The 13,484-nt window shown below is 68.9% G+C and carries 15 protein-coding genes; 8 read left to right on the top strand and 7 right to left on the bottom strand.

All coding sequences use genetic code 11. The annotated features are described in order from the left end of the window. Positions 1–103: 103 nt before the first annotated feature. Together ACFWFP_RS22765 and ACFWFP_RS22770 are read right to left on the bottom strand one after the other, a co-directional pair. Positions 104–694, bottom strand: a complete 591-nt coding sequence (locus ACFWFP_RS22765) for a DUF1003 domain-containing protein (protein WP_379298069.1) — start codon at positions 692–694, stop codon at positions 104–106. Next, the gene (locus ACFWFP_RS22770; RefSeq protein WP_379298071.1) at positions 691–1,989 is read right to left on the bottom strand and encodes a magnesium transporter MgtE N-terminal domain-containing protein; all 1,299 of its coding nucleotides are present in this window, start codon (positions 1,987–1,989) and stop codon (positions 691–693) included. Before ACFWFP_RS22770 ends, ACFWFP_RS22765 begins: the two co-directional genes overlap by 4 nt. 52 nt (positions 1,990–2,041) lie before the next feature. On the opposite strand from ACFWFP_RS22770, the gene ACFWFP_RS22775 reads away from it, so the two are divergent. The 3 genes from ACFWFP_RS22775 to ACFWFP_RS22785 all read left to right on the top strand — a co-directional run bounded on the left by ACFWFP_RS22775 (position 2,042) and on the right by ACFWFP_RS22785 (position 4,118). Continuing rightward, positions 2,042–2,971 (top strand): HpcH/HpaI aldolase/citrate lyase family protein, encoded by a 930-nt coding sequence (locus tag ACFWFP_RS22775; protein WP_379298073.1) that lies wholly within the window; start codon positions 2,042–2,044, stop codon positions 2,969–2,971. Between the two features lie 66 nt (positions 2,972–3,037). Then, positions 3,038–3,532 (top strand): general stress protein, encoded by a 495-nt coding sequence (locus ACFWFP_RS22780; protein WP_056813349.1) that lies wholly within the window; start codon positions 3,038–3,040, stop codon positions 3,530–3,532. Positions 3,533–3,536: 4 nt separating this feature from the next. Further along, positions 3,537–4,118, top strand: coding sequence for a suppressor of fused domain protein (locus ACFWFP_RS22785; RefSeq protein WP_379298075.1), 582 nt, complete (start codon positions 3,537–3,539; stop codon positions 4,116–4,118). On the opposite strand, the gene ACFWFP_RS22790 is transcribed toward ACFWFP_RS22785, so the two are convergent. Further along, entirely contained in the window at positions 4,115–5,203 is a 1,089-nt protein-coding gene (locus tag ACFWFP_RS22790; RefSeq protein ID WP_379298361.1) for a magnesium and cobalt transport protein CorA, read from the bottom strand. The two genes, ACFWFP_RS22785 and ACFWFP_RS22790, sit on opposite strands and share 4 nt — an antisense overlap. A 67-nt stretch (positions 5,204–5,270) precedes the next feature. Between ACFWFP_RS22790 and ACFWFP_RS22795 the strand changes: the two genes are divergently transcribed. The 5 genes from ACFWFP_RS22795 to ACFWFP_RS22815 all read left to right on the top strand — a co-directional run bounded on the left by ACFWFP_RS22795 (position 5,271) and on the right by ACFWFP_RS22815 (position 9,922). Next, positions 5,271–6,125, top strand: a complete 855-nt coding sequence (locus ACFWFP_RS22795) for a PHP domain-containing protein (RefSeq protein ID WP_379298077.1) — start codon at positions 5,271–5,273, stop codon at positions 6,123–6,125. Continuing rightward, positions 6,122–6,388, top strand: a complete 267-nt coding sequence (locus tag ACFWFP_RS22800; RefSeq protein WP_379298079.1) for a hypothetical protein — start codon at positions 6,122–6,124, stop codon at positions 6,386–6,388. Before ACFWFP_RS22795 ends, ACFWFP_RS22800 begins: the two co-directional genes overlap by 4 nt. 51 nt (positions 6,389–6,439) lie before the next feature. Then, positions 6,440–7,996, top strand: a complete 1,557-nt coding sequence (locus tag ACFWFP_RS22805) for an FAD-binding protein (protein ID WP_379298081.1) — start codon at positions 6,440–6,442, stop codon at positions 7,994–7,996. 425 nt (positions 7,997–8,421) lie between these two features. Beyond that, positions 8,422–9,642, top strand: coding sequence for an NADP-dependent malic enzyme (locus tag ACFWFP_RS22810; protein WP_379298083.1), 1,221 nt, complete (start codon positions 8,422–8,424; stop codon positions 9,640–9,642). A 70-nt stretch (positions 9,643–9,712) separates the two neighbouring features. Further along, the gene (locus ACFWFP_RS22815) at positions 9,713–9,922 is read left to right on the top strand and encodes a ribbon-helix-helix protein, CopG family (RefSeq protein WP_379298085.1); all 210 of its coding nucleotides are present in this window, start codon (positions 9,713–9,715) and stop codon (positions 9,920–9,922) included. Here the strand turns inward: ACFWFP_RS22815 and ACFWFP_RS22820 are convergent. The 4 genes from ACFWFP_RS22820 to ACFWFP_RS22835 are packed head-to-tail and all read right to left on the bottom strand — an operon-like array spanning position 9,905 to position 13,371. Then, the gene (locus ACFWFP_RS22820; RefSeq protein WP_379298087.1) at positions 9,905–10,609 is read right to left on the bottom strand and encodes an ABC transporter permease; all 705 of its coding nucleotides are present in this window, start codon (positions 10,607–10,609) and stop codon (positions 9,905–9,907) included. The genes ACFWFP_RS22815 and ACFWFP_RS22820 overlap by 18 nt on opposite strands. Beyond that, positions 10,606–11,265 (bottom strand): ABC transporter permease, encoded by a 660-nt coding sequence (locus ACFWFP_RS22825; RefSeq protein ID WP_379298089.1) that lies wholly within the window; start codon positions 11,263–11,265, stop codon positions 10,606–10,608. The genes ACFWFP_RS22820 and ACFWFP_RS22825 overlap by 4 nt, the downstream gene beginning before the upstream one ends. Continuing rightward, positions 11,262–12,410, bottom strand: a complete 1,149-nt coding sequence (locus tag ACFWFP_RS22830) for an ABC transporter ATP-binding protein (protein WP_379298091.1) — start codon at positions 12,408–12,410, stop codon at positions 11,262–11,264. The genes ACFWFP_RS22825 and ACFWFP_RS22830 overlap by 4 nt, the downstream gene beginning before the upstream one ends. A 28-nt stretch (positions 12,411–12,438) precedes the next feature. Then, positions 12,439–13,371 carry an ABC transporter substrate-binding protein gene (locus tag ACFWFP_RS22835; RefSeq protein ID WP_379298362.1) on the bottom strand — a complete coding sequence of 311 codons (933 nt, stop codon included), beginning with the start codon at positions 13,369–13,371 and terminating at the stop codon, positions 12,439–12,441. Positions 13,372–13,484: the final 113 nt, after the last annotated feature.

The following is a 13,484-nucleotide window of genomic DNA, read 5'->3' on the forward strand; positions in this document are numbered from 1 at the left end:
CCTTTTCGTCGAAAAGCGGCGGGCCGCAGAGTCCCCCTCCGGCCCACCCGGAACAACGTGATCCAGGTTACCTACCGGTCAGGAAGTTGTTGAGCATTTCCGGTCACCCATCTGGAGCACCAGGCGAAATCGGGGCGGAAGAGGGCGTTTGACCGGAGGTTTTCTTGCGGACCGCTTTTCGCTTTTTGTCCTGCTTCGGCGCGCCGTCGGGCGTGGTGACCGCATCGATGCGGTCGAGCACGTCCTTGATCTCCTCCAGTTCGCGCCGCAGGTAGTCGCGGGTGGCGACCTCGCCCACCGCCAGCCGCAGTGACGCGAGTTCGCGGGCGAGGAACTCGGTATCGGCCTTGGTCTGCGCGGCCCGGGTCCGGTCCTCTTCGAGCGAGACCTTGTCCCTGTTGTCCTGGCGGTTCTGCGCCAGCAGGATCAGCGGCGCCGCGTAGGCGGCCTGGGTGGAGAAGGCCAGGTTGAGCAGGATGAACGGGTACGGGTCCCAGCGCAGCGCCACCGCGAACACATTGAGCAGGATCCACACGATGACGATCACCGTCTGGATCGCGAGGTAGCGCCCGGTGCCGAGGAACCGGGCGACGCGCTCGCTGGCCTGTGCGAAAGCGTCCGAATCCCAGTCGAAGCGGAAGCGCGAGCCGACCGGCGTCTCCAATCGTTGCCGCGCCGGATTCTTCTCACTCATGCCGTACTCCCGCTCGCCTCGACCTGCTGCAGCGCCGGGGGCTCTTCCTCGCGCCAATCCTCGGGCAGCAGATGATCGAGGACGTCGTCGACGGTCACCGCGCCGAGCAGGTGGTTCTCCGCGTCGACCACCGGCCCGCACACCAGGTTGTAGGTGGCGAAATAGCGGGTCACCGCCGAGAGCGGCAGGTCCGGTGACAGCGGCGCCAGATCACTGTCGACGATCCCGCCCACCAGGTGCGCGGGCGGTTCGCGCAGCAACTGCTGAATGTGCACACAGCCCAGGTAGCGGCCGGTCGGCGTGGCCGTGGGCGGTCGCACGACGAAGGCCATCGAGGCCAGCGCGGGCGTGAGGTCGGGGTCGCGGACCCGGGCCAGCGCCTCGGCGACGGTGGTCGCGGGACCGAGCACGATCGGTTTCGGCGTCATCAGACCGCCCGCGGTGTCGGGGGAGTGCGCGAGCAGCCGGCGCACCGGCTCGGATTCCTCGGGATCCATCAGGGCCAACAGCGATTCGGCTTCGCTCTCGGGCAGCTCGCCGAGCAGGTCGGCGGCGTCGTCGGGGTCCATCGCCTCGAGGACGTCGGCGGCGCGGCGCACCTCGAGATGGCCGAGCAGGTCGACCTGATCGTCGTCGGGCAGTTCCTGGACCACGTCGGCCAGGCGTTCGTCGTCGAGGGCGATCGCCACCTCGATGCGACGTTTCTCCGGCAGCTCGCGCAGCCGGTGCGCGACATCGGCCGCGCGCAGCCCCTCGAACTGGGTGAGCAGGGTGGTCACGTCCTGGCCGGGGCGGTCCACCTCGGCGGGGGTGAGCCCGTCGACCTGCGACCACTCGACGACGTGCACCGAACGCCTGCGCCCGATCCGCCGATGCCCGCGCACCGCGACCCGGCTGACGATCCAGTCTCTGGTCCTGGTCTGCTCGATCCCCAGATCGGCGACGAGCACGTCGATATCGGCCAGATCCGGCAGATCGGGGTCGTTCACCCGGACCGGTGAATCGAGAATCTGCGCCATGGCCAGGCGCTCGCCGGGCCGCTGAGCGAACCGGCGCAGGCTCACGGTGCCGGTATTGAGGGTGACCATGCCGGGTTCGATCGCGGTGACCCGCAGCATCGGCACGAAAATTCGGCGCCGGGTGAGCAATTCGACGACGAGCCCGTGCACGCGCGGCGGCTGGCGTCCGTGCCGGACGGCGACGACCACATCGCGGACCCGGCCGATAGACTCCCCGTCCGGACCCAGCACCGTCAGGCCGGCGAGCCGGGCGACGTACACCCTGGTGGTTGCCATGACCATCAGGCTATCGGTCGGGGACGGCCGCACCAGTCAGGAGGCACTCCTCATGAAGCCACGTCGTTCGGTGCTCGCTGTGCCGGGTAGCAACCCGAAAATGATCGCGAAGGCGAAAACTCTGCCGGTCGACGAGGTGTTCCTCGACCTGGAGGACGCGGTCGCCCCCGGCGCCAAGGCGGCCGCCCGCGCGAATATCGTCGCCGCCCTGAACGAGCCGGGCTGGGGTTCGCAGTTGCGGGTGGTGCGGGTCAACGACTGGTCGACCGAATGGACCTTCGCCGATGTGATCAGCGTGGTCGAGGGCGCGGGCAGTTGGCTCGACGCGATCCTGCTGCCCAAGGTCACCGACGCGGGTCAGGTCCGGGCTCTCGATCTGTTGCTCACCCAGGTGGAGAAGGCGAGCGGCCTCGAGGTCGGCCGGATCGGCATCGAACCGCAGATCGAGAACGCGTTGGGCCTGCGCAATATCGACGCCATCGCCACCGCGAGCCCGCGCGTGCAGACGCTGGTGTTCGGGCCCGCCGACTTCATGGCCAGTATCAATATGCGCACGCTGGTGGTGGGCGAGCAGCCGGAAGGCTACGACGTCGGCGACGCGTACCACCACATCCTGATGACGATCCTGCTCGCCGCCCGCGCGCACGGCCTGCAGGCGATCGATGGCCCCTACCTGCAGATTCGCGATGTCGACGGTTTCCGCCGGGCCGCGGGGCGAACGGCCGCACTGGGTTTCGACGGCAAGTGGGTGCTCCATCCCGGCCAGGTGGACGCGGCCAACGAGATCTTCAGTCCCCGTCAGGCCGACTACGACCGCGCCGAGTTGATCCTGGAGACCTACGCCTTTCACACCTCCGAGGCCGGCGGCGCGCGTGGCGCTGTGATGTTGGGGGATGAGATGATCGACGAAGCAAGCGCCAAGATGGCTCAGGTTGTGGCCGACAAGGGGCGTGCCGCGGGAATGACGAGAACTGACGCTTGATCCCGCTGGGGTGCACTGGCGCGTTTCGCTGCGGCACAGTCGGTCGACGAATAGCAGAATAGGACTATGACGAATCCCTTGGGCAACTCGAATCGCGGGCGGCAGGCGTTGCCGACGCCGCCGTCGGGCTGGCCGGTCGGCTCCTACCCGACCTACGCGGAGGCGCAGCGCGCGGTCGACTACCTGGCCGACGGGCAGTTCCCGGTGCAGGACGTGACCATCGTCGGTGTCGATCTGATGCAGGTCGAGCGGGTGCTCTACCGGCTCACCTGGGGCAAGGTCATCGGCGGCGGCGTGGTGTCGGGTGCCTGGCTCGGCCTGTTCCTCGGTCTGCTGCTGAGCCTGTTCACCACCACCGGCGGTGCGCTCGGACCGCTGGTCGTCGGTCTGCTCGGCGGCATCGTCTTCGGCGTCATCACCACCTCGATCCCGTACGCGGCCACCAAGGGCCAGCGCGACTTCGCCTCGACCATGCAGTTGGTCGCGGGGCGTTACGACGTGCTGTGTGATCCGAAGTCCGCCGAGCAAGCCCGCGACATGCTGGCCCGATTGGCCCTGTAGCGCGATGGATGTGGAGAACACGGTCCGCACCGCGGTGCTGGACCACTTCGGTGTCGAACGCGCGCAGGTCGATTCGGCGTCGCTGACCTTCCTCGGGCTCGAACCCGTCGAGATCCTGCGTATCCCGGGCGACGGCGCGATCCACTACGCGACGCTGGGCGGTTCCCGGCACCCGATGGGTGATCCGTCCGATCTGCTGGCCGACCCGGTGCGCGGACCGCGCGCGGAACTGGTTCTGACACTGTTGATGAGTGCCGACCCGCAGGTCGGGGTGGCCAAATCCCTCGGTGTGCTGGTCGCCTCGCCCGCGGTGGAAGGCGTGGTGCTGCAGGCCGACGCGCTACTCGATCTCGGAGAACCGTTGTGGCGCAACGCGAAGTTCACCGCGGTCGTGCTCGGCGAGAGCGACATTCCCGCGATCGCGCTGCCCGACCCGGCCGACCCGGTGCGCTATCTCAGCGTCACCCCGGTGACCGCGACCGAGGCCGCCTGGGTGCGGGTGCGCGGTGCTGCGGCGCTGCGCGAGGCCTGGGCCGAGGCCGGTATCGACGTGCGTGATCCCGAGCGCGGTGCGGTGAATCTCTAGAGCCACCCGTTGCGGCGGAAGCTGCGGAGCAGCACCGCGCACAGCACTCCCATCACGATCAGCACCACGGGATAGCCCCACACCTGATGCAGTTCCCACATGTGGTCGAAGTTCATTCCGTAGACGCCCGCGATCATCGTCGGTACCGCCGCCATCGCGGCATAGGCCGAGATCTTGCGCATATCGGTGTTCTGCTGAACGCTGATCTTGGCCAGCGCGGCATTGACCAACCCGCTGAGCGCCTCGTCGAAATAGCTGACGTGATCGGAGACGCTGGCCTGGTGGTCGGCGACGTCGCGCAGATAGCGACGGATCTCGGTCGGCACCGGTAGGTCGGTGTTGTTCACCAGCCGTTCCAGCGGAACCGCCAGTGGTGCGACCGCCCTTCGCAGTTCCACCACTTCGCGTTTGAGCTGGTAGATCGAGCCGATGCCGATCTTCGAGGTGGGTGTGAACACCGCCTCCTCCATCTCGTCGATATCGCTGCCGACGGATTCGGTGACGTCGACGTAGGTGTCCACGATGTGGTCGGCGACGGCGTGCAGCACCGAGGTCGGTCCGTATTTGAGCTGATCGGGTTGCTGTTCCAGCTCGTGGCGCACAGTGGACAGGTGGGTGTGTTCGCCGTGGCGCACCGTGACGGCGAAGCGTGGGCCGGTGAAGACCATGATGTCGCCGGTCTCCACGATCTCGCTGGTCGAGGCGATGTCGTGTTCGACGTAGCGGACCGTGCTCAGCACCAGGAACAGGGTGTCGCCGTAGCGCTCGAGCTTGGGGCGTTGCCGACCCTGCACCGCGTCCTCCACGGCCAGTGGGTGCAGGTCGAAGATCGAGGCGATGTCGTTCATCTGCCGCTCGTCCGGGTCGTGCAGGCCGATCCAGACGAATCCCGCGTCGGTCTTCTCCGCCTCGGTGAGCGCCTGTTGTGGCGTGAAATGTCCCGGCCGCCGCTCGCCGTCGACATAGACCCCACAGTCGACGATCGCTCGCGCGGTCGGCACCCGGACCTGCGGTCGCGGCGTTTTCGTCGCGCGATCGGGCCCGTGGAACGAGGGCATCGGCGGAAATGAGGGCACCGAGTGGATCCTACGGGCACCGTCCGCGTGCACCCGGGAATGCGCGAGACCCGACACCGCACTGTAAGACTGAAGTGTGCGCATCGACCTGCATACCCATTCCACCGCCTCCGACGGCACCGACACCCCCGCCGAACTGGTGCGGCACGCCGCGGCGGCCGGCCTCGACGTCGTCGCGATCACCGACCACGACACGACCGGTGGCTGGGCCGAGGCCGAGGCCGCCCGCCCCGCGGGGCTCACCCTGGTGCGTGGCATGGAGATGTCGTGCACGGGCATGGGGGAGGACGGTTACCCGGTGCCGGTGCACCTGCTGGCGTATCTGTTCGACCCCACCGATCGCGGTTTCGCCGAGGAACGCGAGCGGTTGCGCGCCGAGCGGGTGGCCAGGGTGCGGGCGATGGCCGAGAAGATGGCGGCCGACGGCCTGCCGATCGATCCCGTCGCGGTGATGGCGAGCGCGGGTCCGGCGGTGGGCAGGCCGCATCTGGCGCAGGCGCTGGTCGGGGCGGGAGTCGTCGAGAGCGTGAACGCCGCGTTCATCGATCTGCTCGCGCCGCACGGGCCGTACTACGCCGAGAAGGCCGACACTCCGTTGCCGAGGGCCGTGCGGTTGATCGCGGCCGCGGGCGGGGTCAGCGTGATCGCCCATGCTCGCGCACGGAAGCGGGGCAGGCTGCTGGCGCTCGACGACATCAGGGAGCTGGCCGGGCTCGGCCTGGGTGGGCTCGAGATCGACCACCCTGATCACAGCGAGGCCGATCGCCGTGTGCTGACCGGACTTTCGCGGGAATTGGGTCTGGTGCGCACCGGCTCGTCGGACTATCACGGCAGCAACAAGACCATCGCGATCGGCGCGTGTGGCACCGATCGCGATCAGTACGAAGCGCTCATCGACAAGGCGAGCGGGACGCCGGTGATCGCCCCGTGACGCTGGTGCGCGCGGTCAGCGGTGTTGTCGCGGGTGGGGTTCTCGTGCTCTTGTGCGTGGTCGTCGGCGCGGCGGTGATCGGCTCGCGCCGCGACTTTCCCGGGCCGGGCGCCGAATCGCTGGCGTGGCATGTCGTCGCCGCTGTCGTGGTGGTCGTGGCGCAGGTTTTCGCCGACCGCCGTCGCGGAATGTCCACCTTGTTCGGGTCGGTGACGGTCTTGGTCACGGCCGGTGTATTGCTTTGGACACAATGGTGGGGTTGACGGCCGCGTAATGGTTGCGGACGGGTGAATTGTGCCCGAATATTTCTCTTTGTGACCAGCATCGAAACGGATGTCTTGATCCTCGGCGGTGGACCCGCCGGGCTCTGGGCCGCCGTCTCGGCTGCGGCGACGGGTGCGCGGGTGGTGCTGGTCGACAAGAGCCGCTGCGGTTCCAGCGGTCCCACCGTGTACGGCACGACCGTGCTCTGGGATATTCCGCCCGGTCCCGGCCGCGCCGAGGCGGTCGAGCAGATGTTCGTCTCCGGCGGCGCGCTCGGTGATCGCGCCTGGCTGCACCGCGTGGTCGACGAGACCCACCGGCGATTGCAGACCTGGTCGGGGACCCGGCATCGCGTGCCCGATCCGAACGGCGACCCGGCCCACGCGCACTTCGACGGCGCGAGCTATCTGCGCCGGCTTCGGCGCGGCGCGCTCGAGGCGGGTGTGCGCATTCTCGATCATCATCCGGCGCTGCAATTGCTCGTCGACCCGGCGGGCACCGTGGTGGGCGCGGCGGGGGTCCAGCGCCACAACAAGTTTCGGCCGTGGGCCATCCGGGCGGGTGCGGTCGTGGTCGCCACCGGCGGTTGCGCGTTCCTGTCCGGCGGTGCGGGCACCGAGGTGAGCACCGGCGAGGGCTTGCTGATGGCGGCCGAGGCAGGCGCCGAACTGTGCGGGATGGAGTTCTCCAGTGCCTACGGGCTCGCGCCGGTGCTGTCGCGAGTGCATCCGCACCCGGCGGTCGCGCCCGGTCTGTCGGTGCATTTCGCGGCCCTCTACGACGAAGCGGGCGCCGAACTGCCCGACCGGTACCCGGCGGCGCTCACCGCCATCGCGGACGGGCGCCGGGTCTTCGCGGCTCTGAGCGAGGTGCCCGACACCGTCCGGCACTGGCTGAGCAGGCACGGCGCGGTCGACGCCGCGGGACGGGTTCCCGTGCGGGCGGTGCTGGAGGGAACCATCCGTGGCGCGGGCGGGCTGGCCCTCGCCGATGCCGATTGCTCCACGACGATCCGCGGCCTGTTCGGTGCGGGTGATGTGACCGGCCGCCAGATCGTCACCGGCGCGGCGGGCGCCTGCGGTGGCCTCAACGGTGCCTGGGCGCTGGCCTCGGGCAGCTGGGCGGGGCAGGGCGCCGCCGCGTTCGCGGTCGCCAACGAGCGGGCGAGCAGCGCGCGTCCGGTGCCCGGCGCGGGTCTCGGGCCGCACGCTCACATCGACCCGCGGTCGGTGATCGGCCTGGTGCAGGAGCACACGCTGCCGCTGCGCCGCAGCTACCGGCGTAGCGCGGGCAGCCTCGCCGACAGCATCGCCGAACTGGACGCGATGTGGCCCGGCGCCCAGTTCGAACTCGGTGGCCTCGGCGTGGGGCAGCTGCGGTCACGCCAGGCGGCTGCCCTGCTCGCTGTCGCCAGGTGGGCGGGCTACAGTGCGCTCGTTCGCGCCGAGAGCCGTGGTATCCACCGCCGCATCGACCACCCCGCCGCGCACTCGGACTGGTTGGTCCGGTTGCGCTGCGGTGGGCTCGACGACGTCTGGGTGCGCCGGGAGCAGTGGCCGCCGCCGCTCGGTGACGAGCTCACCGCGGCCACCCCCGCCACGGTGTGAGAGTTCACCGGATGTTCCCGCTGCGCTGCGAGTTTTCGCTTACTCCACGGCAATTCGACACGGCTACGCTCGACACATGACGCGGTTTGGCAATCAACGCATCGTGCTGGCAGAATGTTGCGGATTCCCTTCCCTTGCCACCGCCGGGTTCGGGGAAACATCGGTGACTTTCCGCCGTGCGACGCACCGTCGCAGCGTTGGTCGATCCGTTCTGCTCGCCCGGACACACCCGTCCGGTTCCGCTCGGCGGATCAGTGCCGCGCCACGTGTACCGGTTGCCACCGTGAAACGCGTGCGGACGCGCACCCGATGAGCGTCGTAGCGAACCAGCGTCGTAGCAATCCCGCGCCCCAGAAATTCGTAGTTCCGATATACCCGGCGGTAACCGTCCCCCGGTTGAGCCCGACTCGAGCAGGAGTGAAATCGTGTCACCTGTGACTGACGCACCGAATGCCACCGCGGCGCCCAAGGCCGATGACGCAGCGAGCCTCGCTGCGATCACCCAGGAGGAGATCTTCGCGGGTCACCTCGGTGGAAAGCTGTCTGTCGAGCTCAGCGCTCCCCTCGAGACCCAGCGCGATCTGTCCATCGCCTACACCCCCGGTGTCGCCCAGGTCAGCCGTGCGATCGCCGAGGATGCCGCGCTCACCAAGACCTACACCTGGACCGACCGGCTCGTGGTCGTGGTCAGCGACGGCACCGCCGTGCTCGGCCTCGGCGACATCGGCCCGCGCGCCTCGCTGCCCGTGATGGAGGGCAAGGCCGCGCTGTTCAAGAAGTTCGCCGGCCTGAACTCGATCCCGCTGGTGCTCGACACCACCGATCCCGACGAGATCGTCCAGACGCTGATCCACCTGCGTCCGAGCTTCGGCGCGGTGAACCTGGAAGATATCTCCGCCCCGCGCTGCTTCGAGATCGAGCGTCGCGTCATCGAGGCGCTGGACTGCCCGGTCATGCACGACGACCAGCACGGCACCGCCATCGTGGTGCTGGCCGCCCTCAAGGGTGCGGCCGCGGTGCAGGGCCGTGACATGTCCGGGCTGAAGGTTGTCGTCTCCGGCGCGGGCGCGGCCGGTGTGGCGTGCGCGAACATCCTGATCGCCGCCGGCGTGCCCGATGTGGTCGTGCTCGACTCGAAGGGCATCGTCAGTGCCGGTCGCGACGGCCTCAACGGTGTGAAGGCCGACCTGGCCGCCCGCTCCAACCCGCGTGGCCTGACCGGTGGCCCGGCCGACGCGCTCGCCGGCGCCGATGTGTTCCTGGGCCTGTCCGCGGGCACCATCCCCGAAGAGCTCATCGCCTCGATGGCGCCGGAGGCGATCGTGTTCGCCATGTCCAACCCGGACCCGGAGATCCACCCCGACGTGGCCGCCAAGTACGTGGCGATCGTGGCGACGGGCCGCAGCGACTTCCCGAACCAGATCAACAATGTGCTCGCCTTCCCCGGCGTGTTCAAGGGTGCGCTCGACGCCGGTGCCCGCCGGATCACCGAGGGCATGAAGGTCGCCGCCGCGGACGCCATCTTCGGCGTCGTCGCCGACGAGCTCGCCGTCGACAAGATCATCCCGAGCCCGCTCGATCCGCGTGTGGCTCCGGCGGTGGCCGAGGCCGTCGCGGAAGCCGCGCGCGCCGAGGGCGTCGCCTAGTTTCTCCCGGACAGCGCCCCCGTTCCGACCGGAACGGGGGCGCTGTCGCGTTGTCTGGGATCATCGAACGATGACCACCATCACCGTGCAGCTTCCCGACGAGGTCGCCGAGCAGCTCACGGCCGCCGCAGCGGCTACCGGCGTTTCGGTGAACGCGGCGATGGTGCAGGCCGCGCAGGAGTGGATTCACGCCACCGCTCAGCGGGCCAGGGAGCGTGCCAGGATGCAGCAGGTGCTGGCCGACGACCCGCACCTGCGGGCGCTACTCGGCGACGACTGAGATCTGGGGGTCGGTTCCGGTGCGAGTGAGCCTGCCGGTGCCCGGGGTGCTCGCCCACACCGCCACCGCGAGCAGCCCATCGAGCACCAGTGCCAGCACCGCCACCAGCAGCGCGCCGACCAGCACGAGGTCGTATCGGTAGAGCCCGATCCCGTCGAAGATGTAGCGGCCGAGCCCGCCCAGGTTGACATAGGCCGCGATGGTCGCGGTGGCGACGACTTGCAGAGTGGCGCTGCGCAACCCGCCGAGCAGCACCGGCATCGCGTTGGGCGCCTCCACCCGGAACAGGATCTGGCGCTCGGTCATCCCCATGGCCCGCGAGGCGTCGACCACGTCGGCGGGCACATTCGCGATCCCCGCGTAAGCCCCCGCCAGCAGGGGCGGGATGCCGACGGTGATCAGCGCCAGCAGCGGCGGGATCAGCCCGAGCCCGAGTCCGAGCACCAGAAAGGTGAGCAGACCCAGGGTCGGCAGCGCCCGCATGGCATTGGCGAAGCCGACCATCACCGCGCTGCCGCGGCGCGTGTGCCCGATGACGGCCCCGAGCGGCACCGCGATCACCGCCGACAGTGCCACCGCGAGGAAGCTGTACCACAGATGTTGCAGCAGACGATGTTCGATGCCGGTGGGTCCGCCCCAGTTCGCGCTGTCGCTCAGGTAGTGCCAGGCTTCGACGAAGAGGTTCACGAGCGTGTCCCTTTCACGCGCGCGTCGGCCCTGGTCCACGGGGTCGCGAGGGTGCCGAGCAGCAACACCAGCCGATCGAAGATCAGCGCGAGCACCAGGGTGACGATGATGCCCGCGACGATCTGGTCGGGGTAATCGCGCTGATAGCCCTGGGTGAACAGCTTCCCGAGCCCGCCGACGCCGATCAGCGCGCCGACCGACACCATGGCGATGTTGGTGACCACCACCACGCGCAACGAGGCGGTGAAAACCGGTAACGCGAGCGGCATATCGACGGTGACCGTGCGTCGCATCCGGCCGAATCCGATGGCGTCGGCGGCATCGATCACGCTGTCGGGCACCGTATCCAGCGCCATCGGCACCGCGATCAGCAGCAGCGCGGTCGAATACACGGTGAGCGCGATGATCACATTGAGCGGGTCGATCATCGAGATGCCGACCAGCGGCGGAATGATCACGAACAGCGCGAGCGAGGGGATGGTGTAGGCCAGGCTCGACGTGGTGGTGGTGATCCGCCGGGCCCAGCGGTTTCCGTGCGCCAGTGCGCCGACCGGGACCGCGATCGCCAAGCCGAGCAGCAGGGGGACCAGTGCCAGCACCAGGTGGGTGCGGGTGATCGCCATGATGCCGGCGAAGTTGTCGATCAGATATCTCACGCGGTGCCCTGGGCGAAGAACTCCTGATTGCGTTGGGAGTCTTCGGCTTCCCGTTGTTCGGCGAGTTGGGTCAGCACATCGGTGGCCAGCAGCCCGCCGCGCACCGCACCCGCCTCGTCGACGGCGACGCCGATGCCCGAGGGGGAGGAGATCGCCGCGTCCAGTGCCTGCCGGAGATCACCGTCCGGGGTGAACAGTGAACCACCGGCGGAAACACTGGAGGCCACGGGTTTTCCGGCTCGCACCCGTTCCGCGCCGGTGACATCGATCCAGCCGCCCGGTTTGCCGCGCTCGTCGACGACGAGTGCCCATTCGCCCTGAGCGAGCCGCAGTCCGGCGATGCCGTCCGGTTCGACCGTCCGAATCGGCGCCAGCGCAACAGCTTCGGCGCTGCGGAACGACAGTCCCCGATAGCCGCGATCCCTGCCGACGAACCCGGCGACGAAATCGGTTGCGGGCTGGGCCAGGACCTGTTCCGGGGTGTCGTACTGCTGGAGCACCCCGCCGAGCCCGAACACCGCGATCTTGTCGCCGAGCGTGATCGCCTCGTCGATATCGTGGGTGACGAACACGATCGTCTTGTGCAACTCGGACTGGAGCCGCCGCATCTCCGACTGTAGTTCCGCGCGCACCACCGGGTCGACCGCGCTGAACGGCTCGTCCATCAACAGCACCGGCGGATCGGCGGCCAGCGCCCGCGCCACCCCGACCCGCTGCTGCTGACCGCCGGACAGTTGCGCCGGATACCGCTGCGCCAGATCGCGATCCAACCCGACCCGGTCCATCACCTCCAGCGCGGCCGCGCGGGCCGCCTTGCGCGATTGCCCGAGCAGCATCGGCACGGTCGCCACGTTGTCGATCACCCGGCGGTTGGGCAGCAGCCCGCCGCTCTGGATCACGTAGCCGACACCGAGGCGCAGTTTCACCGGATCGACCGTGGCGATGTCGCGTCCGTCGACGGTGACCGCGCCCGCGGTGGGGTCGACCATGCGATTGATCATGCGCATCGAGGTGGTCTTGCCGCAGCCGGACGGCCCGACGAACACCGTGAACGAACCCGAGTCGATGTGCAGGTTCAGATCGCGCACCGCGTGTGTGCCGTTCGGATAGGTCTTGTCGATTCCGCGGAATTCGATGTCGGACACTGAATTTCTCCTCGGGGCGCAGCTGGCCCTAGCCGATGGGGGAGTTCAGCCCCTGGGCGGTGATCCAGGCGAGCGCGGCGGCCTTCGGTTCGATCTTGCTGTCGCCGGAGACGGCCGTGTTCAGCGAGATCAGTTCGGTGGTGGTGAGTTTGGCCGAGACCGCGTCGAGCACGGCGACGGCCTTGTCGGTCTTCTTCGCGGCGTTGAACAGCGGGACCACGTTCTGGGCCGCGAAATTGTGCTTCGGATCGGCCAGCACCACCAGGTCGTTCTGCGCGATCGCCGGCGACGTGGTGAAGATGTCGGCCGCGGTGACCTGGCCGTCGACCAGCGCGCGCACCGTCGCGGGGCCGCCGCCGTCGGCGATCGGCACGAAATTGGCGTCGGTGATGTCGAGGCCGTAGTTCTTCTTCAAGCCCGGCAGTCCGCCCGGGCGCTGGGCGAATTCGGCCATCCCGCCGAACTTCACCTCGGCCGAGTGCGGCGCGAGGTCGGCGATGGACTTCAGGTTCCACTTGTCGGCCGTGGCACGGGTGACGACCACCGCGTCCGAGTCCTCGCCGGGGGCGGGCGTCGCGATGGCGAGGTCGTCGCCGAGTGCCGTGGTGAGCGCGGCGTTCACGTCGGGCGCGGCGGTGGCCGTGGCGTCTTTGTCGAGGTATTGCAGCAGGTTGCCGGTGTATTCGGGGATGAGCGAGATCGCGCACTGGCGCAGTGCGGGGATGTAGGCCTCGCGCGAGCCGATGTCGAACTTGGTGTCGACCTTGAAGCCGTTGATCCGCAGCACCTCGGTGTAGATGTTGGCGACGGTCTCGGACTCGGGGAAGTTGGCCGACCCGATGATCAACGCGTCGCTGGTGCAATCACCCTTGGCGGCAAGGGGATCGTTGTTGCCGCAGGCGGAGGCGATCATGGCGGCGGCCAGCGCCACCGCGGCAACCAGTACCCGGCCCGCCCGCATCGCGAGGCGGCGTGCCGGTCGACGTTGTCCTGGCGAGGAGGAGGCGAAGTCGGTTTTCACTGGTGTCCTTCCGGCAAAGGCGGGCAGTGCGCTGTGCGTGCGACCCGGGGGCC

The organism is Nocardia sp. NPDC060249, from assembly GCF_042728755.1.
Lineage (GTDB): Bacteria > Actinomycetota > Actinomycetes > Mycobacteriales > Mycobacteriaceae > Nocardia.